This window comes from Rubrivirga sp. S365, from assembly GCF_032248475.1.
GTDB classification, from domain to species: Bacteria; Bacteroidota; Rhodothermia; order Rhodothermales; family Rubricoccaceae; genus Rubrivirga; species Rubrivirga litoralis.
In genome coordinates this window covers 1-3,485 of sequence record NZ_JAVTTN010000009.1, presented here as the reverse complement: position 1 = coordinate 3,485, position 3,485 = coordinate 1, and the positions used below count along the sequence as shown (strand labels likewise).

The window sequence follows — 3,485 nt, the reverse complement described above, 5'->3', positions numbered from 1 at the left end:
GTGGCTCGTCGTCGGCGTCGTCCGGGTCGTCGGGGAGGTCGGTTCGCTCGGTCATCGGGGCGGGGGCGGGGGTCCAGCTTGAGCATCGGCCGGAGGCCGACTGCGAAGGCTTCTCAGAGGACGCCGCCGAGGGGGTCGGACGTTTTCCTGTAAAGGAAAACACAACTTGCCATAATAGACGGGTCGGTTCGCTGTAGAGCAAAACGGAACCCTCGGCAGTCAGGCGGGAGCACTCAGAACAGGCCGGCCACGTCCCGTGACGAGTGCAGCAGCCGGAGCGCGACGATCCCGCCGGCCTCGGCCACCCGGTAGTAGACCACGTGCCGCCCGGCGGGCACGGCGAAGCTGCGTACGCCGGCGCCGATCTCGTCCCGGGCACGGCCCGCCCTCGGGTGCTCGGCCAGAAGGGCGATGGCCTCGCGCACCGCTTCGATCAGGGCGTCGGCCCGGTCGGGCGATTCGGCCCCGACGTAGTCCCACGCCTCGGCGGCGTCGGCCCGGAACGCCTCGGCGTAGGTGACGCCCGACGGATCAGGCATCGTCCCCCGACTGCAAAGCGGCTCGGCGGGCGCGGCCCTCGCGCTTGATGGCCTCGGGGTCGAACGCGGCCGTCTCCCCGCGCTCGACCTGGTCGATGGCGAGCTGGACGTCGTCGCGGAGGGCGGCAAGCTTGGCATCCTGGACGGCGTCGAGCTGCTCCAAGAGCCGAAGCGCCTCCCGGACGACCTCACTGGACGACGTGTAGCGCCCCGTCTCGACCTTGGTGCGGACGAAGGCGTCGAGGTGGGGAGTGAGTGAGACGTTCACGGGTAGGGCTCCGGCGGGCGGGGTGGGAGAGAAGCGTACGCCACGATGCCACCGTGTCAATCTTTGTCAACCTCTGCTATCCCCAGACCAACCACCGCAGCGCTCCCGACTGTGCGCGGAGACGCACCCTACCAGGGGGACCTTCGGGGTAGGTGTCGGCCCTTTTGTAGATCTGGAATAGAGCCGCGCGCTCCGCCTAGCAGCCCGGAATCGCCTTTTCTGGCGCCTCCGCGCGGGCACATTTTTGACAGGATGAGCTAGGGTCTGTTACCGCACGTCTCTGCTCCAGATCTACAAAGGGGCCTAGTAGAGCATGATTGGCGCCTGGACCTGTACGATGACGTTCTCGGTCGGGAAGTCGATGTCGTCCATGACGCGGTAGGCATCTCGAACAGCGTCAGCCGTGAGCACTCCAAGCCGAACGTAGCCCGTCGTTTCGTCGTAGTCCGTGGTCTGAGCGTCGCGGACCGCGCCTAGCAGGAGCTGTGTGACTTGCCCCTTCAACGCTTCGGAGCCCCCGCCGAATGCCGGCCCGCTCGCGGACAACGACGTTGGTTCCGAAGATCGAGCGGGCAGCGGGTTCGGCTTCGGACTTCGACCCGAGCGTGAACACAACGGGCCGGTCTCCGTCGAAGGTGACGCCTCCAAAGGCCGGCACCTGGGTTGTGGCCCGCGAGAATTGCTCTGTGAGTGCGTTCACTGGGTCGCCCTCGGGTGAGGTTGCGGAGCACGCGCTGAGCAGGAGGAGCACCGAGAGGAGAGACGTAGAGCGGGTCATGGGAGGAGCGGTTGGTGCAGGAAGTTCGGGAGGTTGGAAGGGCGGGGCAGGTCCAAAGCGGTGCACCTCCCACAAGGGGCGTTATCGAAAGTATCCGGCTCGGGCACCCCGCCTGAGGCGCTGGAATCGCCGTTCGGAGCGCGAACGGCAGCTCACCGATTGAGGCCGACGGGCGGCGGCGCCTCAGTCCGTGCAAAAACGGACGGTCGAGGCACTGTGATAACGCTCGGCGCCGGCCACCTGGCCGGCGTCACCATCGAGGGGACCGCCGGCGCTGCGGAGTTTTCCACACTGTCCACGGTCCTGTCTTTCACTAGGTGTCTTTGATCTATATAAAGGAAGCCCTCTAAAGATTCTTTAGGTCGGATCTAACGAACCTTTAGAGGGCGCCCCCTCATTCCACCGACGATTGTGGACAGCCGGGGAGGTGGGCGCGACGTGCTCTGCCTCAGGCGTCAGCAGGCAACCCGCCGACGCGAACGGCGTAGCGCTTAGCCATCCGCCCACCGTCCATCCCCTCCTCGGTCACATCGAGGAAGCCGTGCTCAATAGCTCGCTTGAGCCCCTTGATGATGGATGGATGCGACATTCCAACGCCCTGATCCATTCGGGAGCCGTCCTTGCGCTTGCGTCCGTGCTCGAACTCGTCCAGGGTGATCCGCTGGCTGAACTCGCCCCAGCCCCAGGTGTGGCGGATGCAGTAGAGCACGACCGCTAGCTCACCCTGGGATCGGATCTCGGGGAGCCGAACGATCAGCTCGTTCGGGACCTTGAACCAGTTCTGGTAGGGTGGGGCGAACCCCTGGAAATCCTCTGCTGACCCGGCCGCAGGGCCGGGGATGGAACGGCCGTCGCCGTCCGGTGTAGCTTTCGCCATCGGTTTCTCTGCGCGCCCCGATCCCCCATGCTTGCCGGCTTAGGGATCGGGGCGTGTCGCGTTGTGAAGGGGTGGTCAAGCTACCCCGCTCGTCGCGTCCGTGGCGGAGGCAGGGCCGTGTGGAGCGCTCAGAGCCCCTGTGAGCGCCGCCGGCCTCCGGGGGCACTCAGAGCCGGGCGGGACGCCAGCGCGCAGCACAGGGCACGCCAGGGGCCTTAGGCGGGAAGGTGTACCGTTCATGCGTGGCGCCCGACGCGCGGGCCGAGCACGGGCGGCCCCCGTGCCCCTCCCTCGCTGCGAACGCCGCCGACGTCGGCGCGGGGCCGGGGCGGTCGCCGGGCGGAGCTGCGGGCGCCGGTGCGGGCCAGCCAGCAGGTCCAGTGTGCCCGTCTGGTGCCGGCGGCATCAGCCGTCGTCGTCGATCCGCGGAACGGGTAGTGCGGGATCTCGGGGGCTCGGCGCCGGGCAGCTCAGCGCCGCGACGGGCCGCCCGGACCTTCGGCCGTGCACGCATCAGCTCCGCGATCAGCTCGACCTGGCCGGCCTGGTTCAGCCGCCCGGGCGATCTGGTATGAGGTTTGACCCCGATCCCGGTTCAGCTCGTTTAGCGCCGCCGCGAGATACGACGCGGAGGGGCAATGGGCTTCCCCAGTGTCCGGCGCCGGACGTAGTCCGAGACCGCGAGCGACGTGGCCCGCGGCCCACTCCTTCACGCGGTCGCAGCTCGGGCCGGGGTCAGGGGAGTACGTAGGAGCTTGGGCCGACCGCTTCTTCCCGGGCGGGAGCTTCGGCCGCCCGCCCCGGGCCTTCCGCTTGGCCTCGGCCGACGTGTACGGCCGCCACGGATCATCGGGCGTCCACCCCTCGACCATGTCGTTGCCGGCTCCCGCCGCCGGCTCGGTCTCGCCAGCCTCGGCCGTCGGCCCCGCCTCGGGCTCCGGTGTCAGCTCGGGGTCGGGCCGGCGGTACGTGGCCGGGTCGATCACGCGGCGGCGGGGGGCGCCGAGCGGCCGGAGGACTCGG

At 68.7% G+C, this 3,485-nt stretch carries 4 protein-coding genes; all 4 read right to left on the bottom strand.

Going from position 1 to position 3,485, the window contains the following annotated elements; translation table 11 throughout:
- Positions 1-233: 233 nt before the first annotated feature.
- Complete coding sequence (locus RQM47_RS16795) at positions 234-539, bottom strand: type II toxin-antitoxin system RelE/ParE family toxin (RefSeq protein ID WP_314009834.1); 306 nt, start codon at positions 537-539, stop codon at positions 234-236.
- Positions 532-807, bottom strand: a complete 276-nt coding sequence (locus RQM47_RS16790) for a type II toxin-antitoxin system ParD family antitoxin (protein ID WP_314009838.1) — start codon at positions 805-807, stop codon at positions 532-534. The genes RQM47_RS16795 and RQM47_RS16790 overlap by 8 nt, the downstream gene beginning before the upstream one ends.
- Positions 808-1,110: 303 nt before the next feature.
- A complete protein-coding gene (locus RQM47_RS16785; protein ID WP_314009837.1) occupies positions 1,111-1,311 on the bottom strand; it encodes a hypothetical protein in 201 nt (66 codons plus the stop codon).
- 722 nt (positions 1,312-2,033) lie between these two features.
- Entirely contained in the window at positions 2,034-2,462 is a 429-nt protein-coding gene (locus tag RQM47_RS16780; protein WP_314009832.1) for a hypothetical protein, read from the bottom strand.
- Between the last annotated feature and the right edge of the window lie 1,023 nt (positions 2,463-3,485).

What these genes read in the sequence shown, in the direction of transcription:
- RQM47_RS16795 (WP_314009834.1), bottom strand. Translation starts at nt 539, where the DNA reads ATGCCTGATCCGTCGGGCGTCACCTACGCCGAGGCGTTCCGGGCCGAC.
- RQM47_RS16780 (WP_314009832.1), bottom strand. Translation starts at nt 2,462, where the DNA reads ATGGCGAAAGCTACACCGGACGGCGACGGCCGTTCCATCCCCGGCCCT.